The sequence below is a fragment of the Streptomyces cucumeris genome, from assembly GCF_024295805.1.
Lineage (GTDB): Bacteria > Actinomycetota > Actinomycetes > Streptomycetales > Streptomycetaceae > Streptomyces > Streptomyces cucumeris.
The window spans coordinates 85,586-99,357 of the sequence record NZ_JANCLX010000001.1; the positions used below are offsets into that span (position 1 = coordinate 85,586).

The window sequence follows — 13,772 nt, forward strand, 5'->3', positions numbered from 1 at the left end:
ATGGACGTGAAGCGATCGACTCAAGCAAACCGGGTGGAGCCCATGGCTGGAAACGACCGCGAGAAGGCGCTCGACGCCGCGCTCGCACAGATTGAACGGCAGTTCGGCAAGGGCGCCGTGATGCGCATGGGCGACCGGCCGAACGACCCCATCGAGGTCATCCCCACCGGGTCGACCGCTCTCGATGTCGCCCTCGGCGTGGGCGGACTGCCGCGCGGCCGCGTGGTGGAGGTCTACGGCCCGGAATCCTCCGGTAAGACGACCCTGACGCTGCACGCGGTGGCCAATGCCCAGCGGGCAGGCGGCACGGTCGCCTTCGTGGACGCGGAGCACGCCCTCGACCCCGACTACGCGCAGAAGCTGGGCGTGGACACCGATTCGCTGATCCTGTCCCAGCCGGACAACGGCGAGCAGGCGCTCGAGATCGTGGACATGCTGGTCCGCTCCGGCGCCCTCGATCTCATCGTCATCGACTCCGTCGCCGCGCTGGTGCCGCGCGCGGAGATCGAGGGCGAGATGGGCGACTCCCACGTCGGCCTCCAGGCCCGCCTCATGAGCCAGGCGCTCCGCAAGATCACCAGTGCGCTCAACCAGTCCAAGACCACCGCGATCTTCATCAACCAGCTGCGGGAGAAGATCGGTGTCATGTTCGGCTCCCCGGAGACGACGACCGGTGGCCGGGCGCTGAAGTTCTACGCCTCGGTCCGTATCGACATCCGCCGGATCGAGACCCTCAAGGACGGCACGGACGCGGTCGGCAACCGCACCCGCTGCAAGGTCGTGAAGAACAAGGTCGCGCCCCCCTTCAAGCAGGCCGAGTTCGACATCCTCTACGGCCAGGGCATCAGCCGTGAGGGCGGTCTGATCGACATGGGCGTCGAGCACGGCTTCATCCGCAAGTCCGGCGCCTGGTACACCTACGAGGGCGACCAGCTGGGACAGGGCAAGGAGAACGCCCGTAACTTCCTCAAGGACAACCCCGACCTGGCCAATGAGGTCGAGAAGAAGATCAAGGAGAAGCTCGGCATCGGTGTGAAGCCCGAGACCGCGGCCGAGCCCGGTGCGGACGCCGCAGGTGGCGCGGAGCCGGTCGTCGCACCGGTGAAGGCCGCGCCCGTGGCGGCGGCCAAGTCCGGGTCCGGGGCCAAGGCGGCCAAGACCGCCGCGGCCAAGAGCTGATCCATGACCCGGCGGACCGCATGGCCGCAGGATCCGGGCGGTCCGGAGCGACCGGCCCGCCCGGACGGCGGCGCCCCCTCCCCGTCGAGGGCCGGGCAGGGGCCGCCGCCCAGCCCCGAGGAGCAGGCGCGGGCGATCTGTCTGCGTCTGCTCACCGGGACCGCGCGCACCCGTCAGCAGCTCGCTGACGCACTGCGGACCCGGGGCATCCCGGACGAGGCGGCCGAGGAAGTGCTGTCCCGGTTCGAGGACGTCGGGCTGATCGACGATGCCGCGTTCGCCGCGGCCTGGGTGGAGTCCCGGCACCACAGCCGGGGGCTGGCCCGCCGTGCGCTCGCTCGCGAGCTGCGTACCAAGGGCGTTGACTCCGCCCTGATCGACGACGCGATGGGGCAGCTCGACGCCGACCAGGAGGAGCGCACCGCCCGCGAGCTGGTCGAGCGCAAGCTGCGGGCGACCCGTGGCCTGGACCGGGAGAAGCGGCTCCGTCGGCTCGCCGGAATGCTGGCGCGCAAGGGCTATGCGGAGGGGCTGGCACTGCGTGTGGTGCGCCGCGCCCTGGAGGAGGAGGGGGAGGACCCGGAGCTGCTGGAGGACTACATCCCGGACGTCTGACGGCCCGGATCCCCGGACCGTGGGGGTGCCTTGGCCGGTGAGGTCCGTGCGCTCAGGGTCACGTACATCCGGGCCGCGCAGCTCTGGGACGTCACGTCCGCACGGGGGCTCAGGAGGAAGCGGGGGGCTCCACGGGCAGTCCGGCCGCGCGCCACGCCTGGAAGCCGCCGATCAGATCGGTCGCCCGGTCCAGCCCCAGCTCCCGCAGGGAAACGGCCGCGAAACTCGAGGCGTAGCCCTCGTTGCACACCACCACGACCGGCAGATCGTGGTGGACAGCCTCTGGCAACCGGTGGTCGCACTGCGGGTCGAGCCGCCACTCCAGCTCGTTCCGCTCGACGATCAGCGCGCCCGGAATGGTCCCGTCGCGGTCCCGCAGGGCCGCGTACCGGATGTCCACCAGCAGTCCGCCCGCGGCCGAGACCGCCGCCGCCTCGGCGGGGCCGAGCCGGTCGAGGTCGGCGCGGGCCTCGTCCAGGAGTTCGCCGACGCTGCGCCGCGTCCCTCGGGTCCGTGGTGTGGTGCTCATCGCCCTATCCCCACTCTTCCGGCTGCTCGACCTGTTCCAGCCGCAGCGTCTGCCCGGTGCGGCTGTAGCGCCGCATCAGCGGCAGCGGCGGGTAGTAGGCGTGCACCGAGACCGCGTGACGGGTCGTGGACAGGTTGAGCACCTCATGGACATGGTGCGGGCCGAAGGCCCGGCCCTCTCCGGCGGGCAGCCGCCGCTGCCGGTCCACGTCATCGGCGAGTTCGAGGGTCTTCCAGCCCTCGGTGGGCAGCCGTGCCGCGAGGGACTGCTCGGTCAGCTCACCCGCGGCCGCGATGAACGCGCCGTGCGAGCCGCCGTGATCATGCCACCCGGTGCCGGTGCCAGGGGGCCAGCCGATCAGCCATGCCTCACTGCCGCCCGGCCCCTCGACCCGCAGCCAGGTGCGGCCCTCCGGGTCCAGGGGCAGCGAGGCGACCAGTGCGGCGTCGGCGGCCGTGCGGCGGACGAAGGCGAGGAGATCCGCCTCGGTGGGCGGGGACGCCGGACCGGGCTCGGGGACCGGGCGCGCGGGAACGACCGCCGGGGCGGCGGGAGCCGGAGCAGGCGAGGGAATGCGTACGTCGGGCACAGGGACCGTCCTGAGTGATCGCGAAAGGGGCGCGGCCGGACCGCGCGGGAGACATGCGGATCAACAGGACGGACGACACACACAGCCCGCATAGCGGACCAGGTCCAGATGGACCCTCCGCCAGAAGCGAGGCAAGCAGGTGTCAGTCACGCTCCGCAGTGAAGCATGCGCCGGAAGCGGAGGTCAACCGCACCTGGCTGGGACCGCGGTCACAGCCCCGGCCCTGGCTGCCCCACGGCACCGCCCCCGCCCGGCCGCACCGCCCCGCCCTACCGGCGCGCGGTCGCCTCCGTGTCCCGGGTCGCCTCGCCCCGCGCCCTGGCCCCGCCCCGCAGCGCGTCCGCGCATGCGTACAGCTCGGCGGGCCGGACCCCGGACAGAGCCGCGGCGAGATGACCGTCCGGCCGGACCAGCAGCACCGTATGAGCCGGGGCTCCCGGGTACTCCTCGGCGACCAGCAGTTCGGTCCGCATCGGCAGGGTGGAGACCGCGGCCGCCAGCCGCGGCATCAGTCCGGCCCGCATCCAGTGGCGCCGCTCCCACACCCCGGTCCCGGGGGCGACCAGCACCACCAGCAGTTCGCGGCCCAGCCGCTCCCGCAGCGTCACCACAGAACCGTCCGGCGCCGTCACCGGGACATCGGCGACCGGCGCCCCGAGCGCCGTACCCACCGTGACCGCGCCCTCGGGCGGTGCCGCGGGCGTCAGTGGTGAACGGCCGTAGACCGGTGGCGCGCCCAGTGGCCCGTCCCCGAGGTGCCCGTCGGTGAGCAGCGCGTCATGTCCGCGTTCCCCGCCCGGCAGCACATTGCGCCGTACCGCACGCCAGCCGCCGGACGCCCGCACCTGCGGCAGCGCCTGGTCGGCGGTGCGCAGCCGGGCGCCGACGGCCCCGCGCCGCTCCGTCTGATAGCTGTCCAGCAGGGTGTCGGAGGCGCCGTGGTGCCAGGCGAGCGAGAGCTTCCAGGCGAGGTTGGCGACGTCCCGCAGCCCTTCCTCCAGCCCCTGAGTGCCGAGCGCGCCCAGCAGATGGGCCGCGTCTCCCGCCAGGAAGGCCCGGCCCACGCGCCACCGCAGGGCGAGCCGGTGGTGCACGGTGTGCACACCGGTGTCCAGAAGCTCATAGGGGAGCGCGGTGTCCCCGCACCACCCGGCGAGGGTGTCGCGCACCCGCACCAGCAGGGCATCGGGGGTGACGAGGTCACGGCCGGGCGGGAGCAGCCAGTCGACGCGCCACAGGCCGCGGGGCAGCGGACGCGCGGTCACCTCCGCGTCGATGCTGCGCCACGGCGGCGAACGGTGCAGCAGGGCCTCACCGGGCCAGGGGAGTCCGGCGCGCAGTACCGCGACCGCGTGCCGCTCCACCGCCGTACGCCCCGGGAAGCGCACCCCCAGGGCCTTGCGGACGGTGGACCGGGGCCCGTCGCAGCCGACCAGATGGCTGCCCCGCCACCAGGTGGCCTCGGCGCCGCGGGTGCGCACGCTGACCCCGTGGGCGTCCTGTTCCAGGGTCTCGACCCGGGTGCCGGTGACGATCCGGACCAGGTCCTCGTCGCCGATCGCGGCCAGCGCGCCGCGCAGCGCCCGGGTGAGCTCGTGCTGCGGCAGGTGCACCGGGGAGAGCGCGGGGGTGGTCCGGTCGTCCGGGGAACCGCCCTCGGCTCCCTCGTCGTCGCCGTCGCGGGCGGCGGGCAGGCCGGCCGGCCGTCCCGCCCCGAAGAGGGGGCCCGGGGTGAGCGGGAGCTGCCGGACCAGCTGCCGTCGCCGCATGGTGCGCCAGCCGGTCCACGGCGTGGTGCGGGCGGCGGCGCGACAGCCCAGCCGTTCCAGCAGGGCGGCGGTGTCCTGGCGCAGGACGACGGTGCGGGCGAGGCGGTTCTCGTCGGCGCCCGCGGACTCGTCGAAGAGCACGACGGGCACGTCGTGGCGTGCGAGGGCGAGGGCGAGGGTGAGTCCGACCGGGCCCGCCCCGGCAATGATCACCGGGTCCACGGTGCGGTTCCTGTGGCCCTGCGGGTCGTACGCGACGTACGGAAACTGGCAGTTGAAACCCGGTGTGCGATCACAGAAAGCATGCAACCGACTGCGGGTGCCCGCGTCAAGCGACGAAGGGCGGTGGCGCGTGCGCCACCGCCCTTGGAGGACCCGGGGTACTCCGGTCGTCGGAGCTACTTGATGTCCGGCAGATCCGTCGGCAGATCCACCGGGGCCTGATTCGCGATGTCACCGCCGGCCGTCGGCTGGGTGGCGTCCGCGACCGGGATCCCGGTCTTGGCGCGTCGGCCGCGCCGCTCGATCCAGGTCGCCAGGGCGGAGAGCACCATGCACATCGTGATGTAGATGACACCGCCGACGACGATCATCGGGAAGTACGGGTTCTCGTCGTTGACGAGGATGTTCCCGGCCATCTCCTGGAGCGAGTAGAGCAGCTCCTTGTAGGTGATGACGAAACCGAGCGAGGTGTCCTTCAGGGTGACCACCAGCTGGCTGATGATGGTCGGCAGCATCGCCCGGACGGCCTGCGGGACCAGGACGGTCATCATGACCTGGGTCTTGCTCATACCCAGGGCGTAGGCGGCCTCGCGCTGCCCCTTGGGCACGGAGTTGATGCCCGCCCGCAGCACCTCGGCCTGGACCGAGCCGTTGTAGACGGTCAGACCGATGACCAGTGCCCAGAACTCCGTACTGTCGCCGCTGAAGCCCAGCTCGGACTTGTAGGTGAGGAAGAGCAGCCACAGCGAGTAGATGGTGATCAGCAGCGGGACGGCCCGGAACAGTTCGATGAAGCCGGTCACGAGCCAGCGGACCGGCTTGTGGTCCGAGAGCCTGCCGACCGCGAGCAGGGTGCCGAGCAGCAGTGACAGCACCGCCGCCACCGCGAACACCTTGAGCGTGGTGAGCACACCGTCGCGGATATTGGTGCGCACACTCGCGTTGTTGAAGATGTTCCACATCTCCGGCTCGAACTGGCCCTTGGCATTGAGGCGCAGTACGGCGAAGACGACGATGCCGAGGACGGCCAGCACACCGACGACGGAGAAGATCCGGTTGCGGACACGGGCCTTGGGGCCGGGGGCGTCGTACAGGACGCTCGAGCTCATCGGGCCACCTCCAGGCGGCGCTCCAGCAGTCGGAAGGCACCGCTGATGGTGAAGGTGATGACCAGGTAGGCCAGGGCGATCCAGAGGAAGATCCAGCCGATCGCGAAGCCCTTGTCGCTCAGCAGCTTCGAGACATTGAACAGCTCGGTGTTGCTGAACGCGCCCGCGATGGCCGAGTTCTTGGTGAGCGCGATGAAGATGCTGCTCAAGGGGGGGATCACGGTCCGGGTGGCCTGCGGTAGGACGATCATCCGCAGGGTCTGGGTGAATGTCATCCCCAGGCTGCGCGCCGCCTCCGCCTGGCCGATCGGCACGGTGTTGATACCGGACCGCACGGCCTCGCAGACGAAGGACGAGGTGTAGCAGCCCAGCGCTCCCATCGCGAGGACGAACGGGCTCGTCCCCGGGAAGAAGATCTGGGGGATCACGAAGAACGCGATCAGGAACAGCAGGGTCAGGGGGGTGTTGCGCAGCAGGGTGACCCATGCCGTGCCGAAGGCGCGCAGCGGCGGGATGGGGGACACCCTGAAGCCGGCTATGAGAATGCCCAGGACAAGAGCGAGCACCGCACTGGCCGCCGTGATGGCGAGGGTTCCCAGGAACCCTTCACGGAACTCGGGCAAATGATCGAGAAGTACGTTCATCGATTCTCCGCGGTAGCGGTCAGGTCAGCGGCGTGCGGAGCGCACCGGCTTTCGAGGGCGAACGGTGGCCTGCCGGCGGGAGCCGGCAGGCTCGGTGACGTGCGGGCTCAGTAGCGCGGCAGGGGGGTCTTCGGCGCGACGTAGGACGAGCCGGACTTGCCGAGCGTGCCGTCGTACGCCTTCTTGTAGTCGCCGTTCTTGATGTGCTTCTCCAGCGCGTCGGTGATCGCGTCACGGAGCGCCTTGTCGCCCTTGTCCATGCCGACGCCGTAGGGCTCCTTGGTGAACGGCTTGCCGACCACCTTGAGCTTGCTGGGCCGCTGGGCCGCGTATCCCTTGAGGATCGCGTCGTCGGTGGTCACCGCGTCGACCTGGCCGTCGAGGAGCTGCTTGACGCAGAGCGAGTACTTGCCGAGCTCGGTGGTCTTGGCGCCGTACTTCGACTTCTTGATCTCCTGGAGCGGGGTCGAGCCGACGATCGAGCAGACCTTCTTGCCCTTGACGCTGTCCGGGCCGGTGATGCCCTTCTCGTCCTTGCGGACCAGGAGGTCGGCGCCGGCCTCGTAGTACGGGCCCGCGAAGCCGACCTGCTTCTTGCGCTCGTCGTTGATGGTGTAGGTGCCGACGTAGTAGTCGACCTGGCCCTTGGAGATCGAGGTCTCACGGACGTTGGAGTCGACCGTCTTGAACTCGATCTGCTTCTCGGAGAAGCCGAGGTCGGCGGCGACCATCTTGGCGATCTCGATGTCGAAACCGGAGCGCTTGCCCTCGGTGTCCACGAAGCCGAGGTAGGGCTGGTCGGCCTTGGCACCGATGATCAGCTTGCCGCGCTGCTGCGCCTTCTTCAGGGTCGGCGAGTCCAGCTTCACGCCCTTGGCGACCTTGTAGGTGCCGCTCTTGACGTCGCCGCCCTTCGGCTTGTCACCGGCGGTGCCGGAGTCTCCGCCACAGGCGGTCGCCGTCACTGCCAGCGCGAGTACCACCGTGGCCGCCGCGGCCGTCTTACGCATGCTCATGGTGCCATCCCTCTTGGTTCGGAACGCCGTATCGGTACGTCGTCTCAGGTCGATTCAGTGCGTCATCGCGGAAACAGGTCGGCGGCCTGGGGGAGCCACCGGGTGATCAGATGATCAGTGGTGAAGGATCTTCGACAGGAAGTCCTTCGCCCGGTCGCTGCGGGGGTTGTTGAAGAACTGGTCCGGCTCGGCCTCTTCGACGATCCGGCCGTCGGCCATGAAGACCACCCGGTTCGCCGCGGAGCGCGCGAAGCCCATCTCATGGGTGACGACGACCATCGTCATCCCGTCCCGGGCGAGCTGCTGCATGACCTCCAGCACCTCGTTGATCATCTCCGGGTCGAGCGCCGAGGTCGGCTCGTCGAAGAGCATCACCTTCGGGTCCATGGCCAGCGCCCGGGCGATCGCCACCCGCTGCTGCTGGCCGCCGGAGAGCTGGGCGGGGTACTTGTCCGCCTGCGTGCCCACGCCGACTCGGTCGAGCAGCTTGCGGGCCTTGTCCTCGGCCGCCTTCTTGTCCGTCTTGCGAACCTTGAGCTGGCCCAGCATCACGTTCTCGAGCACGGTCTTGTGCGCGAAGAGGTTGAAGGACTGGAAGACCATGCCCACATCGGCGCGCAGCCGGGCGAGCTCCTTGCCCTCCTGGGGCAGGGGCTTGCCGTCGATCGTGATGGAACCGTCGTCGATGGTCTCCAGCCGGTTGATGGTCCGGCACAGGGTGGACTTACCGGACCCGGAGGGTCCGATCACCACGACCACTTCGCCCCGGGCGATGGTCAGGTCGATGTCCTGGAGTACATGCAGCGCGCCGAAGTGCTTGTTGACTCCTGACAGCGCAACCAACGCGTCCGGTGTGGCGTCCTTGGTCACCGATACTTCGCTCATCGGCGTCTCGCTCCGTCCTCCTCGGTTGGGAGGACATTAATGAGCTGTCTCGACCAGCGTCATTACATCTGAGCTGAAATTGAGGATAACGATATGGCCGCTGCCGGATACGCTCCGTAAAGAGGTTGCGGCCTTGTCGTACCGGCTACATAACGGAAACCACTGTGTGACCGAAAGTGTCTTGACGACCGGCCGTCGATCGGCGTGGATGCCCTGTGGCCATGTTCGTGGTCCGGGGCTACGGGACGCCAGTCCCCCCATGAATTTTTGTGATTCCTTGAGCGACGAAGTGATGAATCGAGCGATGAAGGTGGTGCGGGCATCCGGTGAGACTGCTGCTCGTCGAGGACGACAACCATGTCGCCGCGGCCCTGTCCGCAGTGCTGTCCCGGCACGGCTTCGACGTCACCCATGCGCGCAGCGGTGAGGAGGCGCTCCAGGCGCTGCTGCCCGACACCGGTGCGCCCTTCGGTGTCGTCCTGCTCGACCTCGGCCTGCCCGACCAGGACGGATTCGAGGTCTGCGGCCGGATACGCAAGCGCACAGCCACCCCCGTGATCATGGTGACCGCGCGGTCGGACGTGCGCTCGCGTATCCACGGCCTCAACCTCGGCGCCGACGACTACGTGGTGAAGCCCTACGACACCATGGAGCTGCTGGCCCGTATCCATGCCGTCAGCCGCCGCACCGTCCCCGCGGACCCCGCCCCGCCGGCCGAGGAGCCCGTGGCCGGTCCCCAGCCGCCGCTGCGGCTCGGTCCGGTGACCATCGAACTGCCCACCCGCCAGGTGCTGGTGGACGGTGCGGCTGTCTCGCTCACCCGTAAGGAGTTCGACCTGCTGGCCCTGCTCGCCCAGCGTCCCGGGGTGGTCTTCCGCCGGGAACAGATCATCAGCCAGGTGTGGCGCACCAGTTGGGAGGGGACCGGGCGCACCCTGGAGGTGCACATCGCGTCCCTCCGCTCCAAGCTGCGGATGCCCGCGCTGATCGAGACGGTGCGCGGGGTGGGCTACCGTCTCGTCGTCCCGTCCCCCTGAACGATCACGGGAACCCTGGGTGCGCACTCGACTCCTTCCGCTGCTCATCGTCCTCATGGCGGGCGTGCTGCTCGCGCTGGGCTTCCCGCTGGCCGGGAGCCTGGCCGCGCGGGAGCAGCAGCGGGTGGTCGTCGACCGGATCGATGACACCGCGCGGTTCGCGGCGCTGGCCCAGTTCGTCACGGCCGGGCCCTCGGGCGAGGCCACCCCCGACGGGGACGAGCGGCGGGAGACCCTGCAGTCCGAGCTCAGGCGCTACCACGACCTCTACGGCATCAAGGCCGGGGTCTTCTACCGCGACCGTGACGCTCCGCCCATGGCCGAGGCGCCCGAGGGCTGGCGGCTGCCCCGGACCGGCGACGGCGCCGAGGCGTTCGACGAGGCCCTCGCCGGGCGCCGCAGCCACGATCCGCACCAGGTGTGGCCCTGGCAGCGGGGGCGGCTCACCGTGGCGTCCCCCGTCGTCCGGGACGGGGACGTGGTGGCCGTGGTCGTCACCGACTCGCCCACCGGGCAGATGCGCTCCCGCATCCTGCACGGCTGGCTGCTGATCGGCGCGGGCGAGGTCGCCGCGATGCTGCTGGCAGTGGCCGCGGCCTTCCGGCTCACCGGCTGGGTGCTGCGGCCGGTGCGGGTCCTGGACACGGCCACCCACGACATCGCGACCGGCCGGATGCAGTCCCGGGTCGCGGCCGCCTCCGGCCCTCCCGAGCTGCGCCGGCTGGCCCGTTCGTTCAACGAGATGGCGGACAACGTCGAGGAAGTCCTCGAACAGCAGCGGGCGTTCGTCGCGGACGCCTCCCACCAACTGCGCAATCCGCTCTCGGCGCTGCTGCTGCGGATCGAGCTGCTGGCGCTGGAACTGCCGCCGGGGCACGAGGAGATCGCCTCGGTGCGCACCGAGGGCAAACGGCTGGCCAGCGTCCTCGACGACCTGCTGGACCTCGCCCTGGCCGAGCACACCGCCGCGGACCTCCGCCTCACCGACATCGCCGAACTGGCCGCCGACCGGGTCGGCGCCTGGCTCCCGGTCGCCGAGCGCGAGGAGGTCGGCCTCGCCTACACCGGCCCCGCGGCCGTCACCGGCTGGGCGGATCCGGTGGCCCTGTCCAGCGCGCTGGACGCGGTGGTGGACAACGCCCTGAAGTTCACGCCCGAGGGAGCCCATGTGGAGGTCTCTGCGCGCACGCAGGGCGACACCGTCGCGATCACCGTCGCGGACGGCGGCCCCGGGCTGACCGAGGACGAACTGGTCCGGGTCGGGGACCGCTTCTGGCGCAGCAGCCGCCACCAGAACGTCTCGGGCTCGGGGCTGGGGTTGTCCATCACCCGCGCCCTGCTGGCCGCGGGCGGGGCCACGATCTCCTACGCCCCCAACGAGCCGCGCGGACTGCGCGTGACCATCACCCTCCCGCGCACCGAACCCCAGGCCGGGCCGGGCCAGGTCCGCGCCTGACGGGACGGCGACGGGACGGGGCGGCGACGGGACGAGGCGGGGCAGGGCGGGGCGGGGCGGGGACGGGGCCTGTCGGGACCGGCTACGGCTTGACCGAGCGGTAGTAGCGCGCTGCGCCCCGGTGCAGAGCGAGTGGATCGGTGAAGACGGCGGTCCGCAGGTCCACCTTCTGGGCGGCGTGCACCTGCGCCCCGATGCGGTCCCGGTTCTTTATCACCGTGCGGGTGACGCCCTCCGCCAGATCGGCGTCCACCCGGTCCGTGGTGACCAGGAGGTTCGGTACGGCGATCGTCTTGACCGGCTCCGGCCGGCGTATGTCCGCGTACGCGTCGGCGGGCACGGTCGCCGCCCGGTAGTAGCGCGTCACCCCGCCCTGCCGGTGCAGCCGGCTGGTGAGGTCGCCGAGCTGGACCAGCCGGATCGGATAGGCGCGCGCCAGGGTGCGCACCGCGGTGGTGGGCAGCCCGCCCGACCAGAAGAAGGCGTCCAGCTTCCCCTGGCGCAGCAGCTTCGGCATGGTGTCGATCCCGGCCCGGACCGCGGTGATGTCCTTGTCGAAGTCGACCCCGGCGGCCTTCAGCAGCGCCCGGGTGATCAGCTGGACGCCCGAGCCGTCGTCGCCCACGCCGACCTTCAGATGCCGCAGGTCCCGCGCGGAGCGCACCGCGGAGCCCCGGGGGACGACCAGCTGCATGTAGTCGTCGTAGAGGCGGGCGCACGCCCGCAGCCGGCCCGCGTCCTCGCCCCGGTAGGCGGCGACGGCGTCGGTGGCGGCGATCGCGAAGGTGGCCTTTCCCTCGGCCAGCCGCTCGACGTTGTCCGGGGAGCCACGGGACTGCATCAGATCGACGTCCACGTCGGGCAGGTCCCGGGCCAGGTCCTGCTGGAGCATCTGGCCGTAGGTGTCGTAGACCCCGGTGGAGACCCCTGTCGCGAAGGTGATCCGTCCGCTGGGCGAGCTCCCGCCCCCGACCGGCAGCAGCCACCACAGCAGCAGTGCGAGCACGACCAGGCCCGCGGCCGCGGACTGGAGGGCGCGGCGCCGGTCGAGACGCGGAAGGGTGACGGCCATGACCGCGATCCTGCCAAACTTGCTGCCGGGAAGGGAGGGGCCTTGTTCCCGGGAAGGGAGGGGCGGGGGAGGCGGACGACCCCGTACCCTGGTCGATTGAGATGAGTGCGAAGACTTACGAGGTGCGCACCTACGGGTGCCAGATGAACGTCCACGACTCCGAGCGGCTCTCCGGCCTCCTGGAAGGCGCGGGCTACGTGCGCGCGCCGGAGGACACCGGTGAGGGCGAGGCCGACATCGTCGTCTTCAACACCTGCGCGGTGCGGGAGAACGCCGACAACCGGCTGTACGGCAATCTCGGCCGACTGGCGCCGATCAAGGCGCGGAAGCCGGGTATGCAGATCGCCGTCGGCGGATGCCTGGCCCAGAAGGACCGCGACACCATCGTGAAGAAGGCGCCGTGGGTCGACGTCGTCTTCGGTACGCACAACATCGGCAGCCTGCCGGTGCTCCTGGAGCGCGCCCGCGTCCAGGAGGAGGCGCAGGTCGAGATCGCCGAGTCGCTGGAAGCCTTCCCCTCCACCCTGCCGACACGACGGGAGTCCGCGTACGCCGCGTGGGTCTCCATCTCCGTCGGCTGCAACAACACCTGCACCTTCTGCATCGTCCCGGCGCTGCGCGGCAAGGAGAAGGACCGCCGTCCCGGCGACATCCTGGCCGAGGTGGAGGCGCTGGTCGCGGAGGGTGTCAGCGAGATCACCCTGCTCGGCCAGAACGTGAACGCGTACGGGTCGGACATCGGCGACCGCGAGGCGTTCAGCAAGCTGCTGCGGGCCTGCGGCAAGGTCGAGGGTCTGGAGCGGGTCCGGTTCACCTCCCCGCACCCCCGGGACTTCACGGACGACGTCATCTCCGCCATGGCGGAGACGGAGAACGTGATGCCCCAGCTGCACATGCCGCTCCAGTCCGGTTCGGACACCGTGCTGAAGGCGATGCGCCGCTCGTACCGGCAGGAGCGCTTCCTGGGCATCATCGAGAAGGTGCGCGCCGCGATGCCGGACGCCGCCATCTCGACCGACATCATCGTCGGCTTCCCCGGGGAGACCGACGAGGACTTCGAGCAGACGCTGCACGTGGTGCGCGAGGCCCGATTCGCACAGGCGTTCACCTTCCAGTATTCGAAGCGGCCCGGGACCCCGGCCGCCGACATGGAGGGCCAGATCCCGAAGGCCGTCGTCCAGGAGCGCTACGAGCGGCTGGTCGCCCTCCAGGAGGAGATCTCCTGGGAGGAGAACAAGAAGCAGGTCGGCCGGACGCTGGAGGTGCTGGTCGCCGAGGGCGAGGGCCGCAAGGACGACGCCACCCGGCGGCTGTCCGGCCGCGCCCCCGACAACCGCCTGGTCCACTTCACCCGGCCCGAGGGGCCCGTGCGCCCCGGTGACGTGGTCACGGTCGACATCACCTACGCCGCCCCGCACCACCTGCTCGCCGAAGGCCCGACCCGCGGGGTGCGGAGCACCCGCGCGGGCGACGCCTGGGAGCGGCGGAACGCGGCGGAGCAGAAGAAGCCCGCGGGCGTCATGCTCGGGCTGCCGACCATCGGCGCCCCGGCGCCCGCGCCCGCGCCGACCGCGGGCTGCGGCTGCGACTGACGCGACGGGGGCGGGGCTGGGCGGCGTCCGGGCGGCTCAGGGCTGGGCTGGCGTAACG

Annotated in this window: 14 protein-coding genes; 5 read left to right on the forward strand and 9 right to left on the reverse strand. The window is 70.8% G+C overall.

Features of this window, described 5'->3' with window-relative positions:
* Nucleotides 1-42 precede the first annotated feature (42 nt).
* Together recA and recX are read left to right on the forward strand one after the other, a co-directional pair.
* A complete protein-coding gene (gene recA / locus NMK44_RS00565) occupies nucleotides 43-1,179 on the forward strand; it encodes a recombinase RecA (protein ID WP_254737119.1) in 1,137 nt (378 codons plus the stop codon).
* 3 nt (nucleotides 1,180-1,182) lie between these two features.
* Complete coding sequence (gene recX / locus NMK44_RS00570; protein ID WP_254737120.1) at nucleotides 1,183-1,794, forward strand: recombination regulator RecX; 612 nt, start codon at nucleotides 1,183-1,185, stop codon at nucleotides 1,792-1,794.
* 109 nt (nucleotides 1,795-1,903) lie between these two features.
* Here the strand turns inward: recX and NMK44_RS00575 are convergent, their stop codons facing one another.
* The 8 genes from NMK44_RS00575 to NMK44_RS00605 form a co-directional block, all read right to left on the reverse strand.
* The gene (locus NMK44_RS00575; protein ID WP_254737121.1) at nucleotides 1,904-2,323 is read right to left on the reverse strand and encodes a rhodanese-like domain-containing protein; all 420 of its coding nucleotides are present in this window, start codon (nucleotides 2,321-2,323) and stop codon (nucleotides 1,904-1,906) included.
* A 4-nt stretch (nucleotides 2,324-2,327) separates the two neighbouring features.
* Nucleotides 2,328-2,912, reverse strand: a complete 585-nt coding sequence (locus NMK44_RS00580; protein WP_254737122.1) for a cupin domain-containing protein — start codon at nucleotides 2,910-2,912, stop codon at nucleotides 2,328-2,330.
* 60 nt (nucleotides 2,913-2,972) lie between these two features.
* Nucleotides 2,973-3,062: a putative leader peptide gene (locus NMK44_RS42610; RefSeq protein ID WP_309471148.1), complete on the reverse strand. Its 90-nt coding sequence runs from the start codon at nucleotides 3,060-3,062 to the stop codon at nucleotides 2,973-2,975.
* A 119-nt stretch (nucleotides 3,063-3,181) separates the two neighbouring features.
* Complete coding sequence (locus NMK44_RS00585; protein WP_254737123.1) at nucleotides 3,182-4,903, reverse strand: FAD-dependent monooxygenase; 1,722 nt, start codon at nucleotides 4,901-4,903, stop codon at nucleotides 3,182-3,184.
* Nucleotides 4,904-5,079: 176 nt separating this feature from the next.
* Entirely contained in the window at nucleotides 5,080-6,012 is a 933-nt protein-coding gene (locus NMK44_RS00590; RefSeq protein ID WP_254737124.1) for an amino acid ABC transporter permease, read from the reverse strand.
* Complete coding sequence (locus NMK44_RS00595) at nucleotides 6,009-6,656, reverse strand: amino acid ABC transporter permease (RefSeq protein ID WP_254737125.1); 648 nt, start codon at nucleotides 6,654-6,656, stop codon at nucleotides 6,009-6,011. Before NMK44_RS00595 ends, NMK44_RS00590 begins: the two co-directional genes overlap by 4 nt.
* Before the next feature lie 107 nt (nucleotides 6,657-6,763).
* Complete coding sequence (locus NMK44_RS00600) at nucleotides 6,764-7,672, reverse strand: glutamate ABC transporter substrate-binding protein (RefSeq protein WP_254737126.1); 909 nt, start codon at nucleotides 7,670-7,672, stop codon at nucleotides 6,764-6,766.
* A gap of 114 nt (nucleotides 7,673-7,786) precedes the next feature.
* Nucleotides 7,787-8,557 (reverse strand): amino acid ABC transporter ATP-binding protein, encoded by a 771-nt coding sequence (locus tag NMK44_RS00605; RefSeq protein WP_254737127.1) that lies wholly within the window; start codon nucleotides 8,555-8,557, stop codon nucleotides 7,787-7,789.
* A gap of 326 nt (nucleotides 8,558-8,883) precedes the next feature.
* Between NMK44_RS00605 and NMK44_RS00610 the strand changes: the two genes are divergently transcribed.
* The gene (locus tag NMK44_RS00610) at nucleotides 8,884-9,594 is read left to right on the forward strand and encodes a response regulator transcription factor (protein ID WP_254737129.1); all 711 of its coding nucleotides are present in this window, start codon (nucleotides 8,884-8,886) and stop codon (nucleotides 9,592-9,594) included.
* A 19-nt stretch (nucleotides 9,595-9,613) separates the two neighbouring features.
* Nucleotides 9,614-11,050 (forward strand): sensor histidine kinase, encoded by a 1,437-nt coding sequence (locus NMK44_RS00615; RefSeq protein WP_254737130.1) that lies wholly within the window; start codon nucleotides 9,614-9,616, stop codon nucleotides 11,048-11,050.
* Between the two features lie 82 nt (nucleotides 11,051-11,132).
* Here NMK44_RS00615 and NMK44_RS00620 read toward each other — a convergent pair whose 3' ends face one another.
* The gene (locus NMK44_RS00620; protein ID WP_254737131.1) at nucleotides 11,133-12,122 is read right to left on the reverse strand and encodes a TAXI family TRAP transporter solute-binding subunit; all 990 of its coding nucleotides are present in this window, start codon (nucleotides 12,120-12,122) and stop codon (nucleotides 11,133-11,135) included.
* Nucleotides 12,123-12,223: 101 nt separating this feature from the next.
* On the opposite strand from NMK44_RS00620, the gene miaB reads away from it, so the two are divergent.
* Nucleotides 12,224-13,714: a tRNA (N6-isopentenyl adenosine(37)-C2)-methylthiotransferase MiaB gene (gene miaB / locus NMK44_RS00625; RefSeq protein WP_254737132.1), complete on the forward strand. Its 1,491-nt coding sequence runs from the start codon at nucleotides 12,224-12,226 to the stop codon at nucleotides 13,712-13,714.
* Nucleotides 13,715-13,772: the final 58 nt, after the last annotated feature.